This is a genomic window from Tessaracoccus lapidicaptus (assembly GCF_001693815.1).
Taxonomy (GTDB): domain Bacteria; phylum Actinomycetota; class Actinomycetes; order Propionibacteriales; family Propionibacteriaceae; genus Arachnia; species Arachnia lapidicapta.
On sequence record NZ_MBQD01000018.1, the window covers coordinates 1 to 1,111 of the forward strand.

1 protein-coding gene is annotated in these 1,111 nt (G+C 65.3%); it reads left to right on the forward strand.

Annotated features, from left to right (window positions below):
- Positions 1-123: 123 nt before the first annotated feature.
- A partial coding sequence (locus tag BCR15_RS05265) for an IS481 family transposase (RefSeq protein WP_068751160.1) occupies positions 124-1,111 on the forward strand: 988 nt, incomplete at its 3' end.

Here is a 1,111-nt window from a genome sequence, read left to right on the forward strand (position 1 = left end):
TGTACTGACCGGACAGGTTGGTCGAGGGATTGTGACGACACGATCTGAGTAGACGTGAGAAGGAGGACCCCCCGCGGTTGAGTGGAACTGCTCAAGGTATCCGCTCTCCAGGAAGGTCCTCCCGTGTCCCACGCTAACGCAGCCCTGACGCCTCGGCATCGTCTGCTCGTCGCCAAGCTCGTCGTCGAGGGCGGGTATCCGATCAGCGAGGTCGCCGCCCGGTTCCAGTGTTCCTGGCCGACCGTGAAGCGGTGGGTCGACCGGTACCTGGCGGGCGACCGGCAGATGCTCGACCGGTCCTCGCGTCCCCACTCAAGTCCGAACAAGACCTCGATGGCGGTGACGAAACGCCTGATCAGCTTGCGGTTGAGGCTTCGTGAGGGGCCCGTCCAGCTGGCGGCCCGGGTCGGTATCGCGGCATCGACGGCGCATCAGGTCCTGGTCCGCTGCCGACTCAACCGGCTCAGCGACGTCGACCGAGCCACCGGTGAACCCGTCCGCCGCTACGAACATCCCCATCCAGGCTCCCTGATCCACGTCGATGTGAAGAAGCTCGGCAACATCCCCGACGGCGGCGGCTGGCGGTTCGTCGGCCGGCAGCAGGGCAGCTGGAACCGGCAAGCCACCCCGAACAAGCCCCGCAGCAAGCACGGCAACGAACTGATGAAACACGCCTTCGTTCACACCGTGATCGACGACCACTCCCGCGTGGCCTATGCCGAGGTCCACGACGACGAGACCGCCGCCACCGCAGTGGGGGTGCTGCGCCGCGCAGTCGCCTGGTTCGCCGACCGGGGAGTCACCGTTGAACGGGTCCTGTCCGACAACGGCTCGCCCTACAAGTCACACCTGTGGCGCGATGTCTGCCGCGACGAGCTCGGCATAAAGGCGAAGAAGACCCGTCCCTACCGGCCCCAGACCAACGGCAAGATCGAACGCTTTCACAAGACCCTCGCGGACGGCTGGGGTTACGCCCGTCACTACTTCTCAGAAGCCGAACGCCGTGAAGCCCTCCCTGGATGGCTGCATGCCTACAATCACCACAGGCCCCACTCAGCCTGCGAGAACAAGCCACCCATCACCCGCTTGACCAACGTCCCAGGTCAGTACA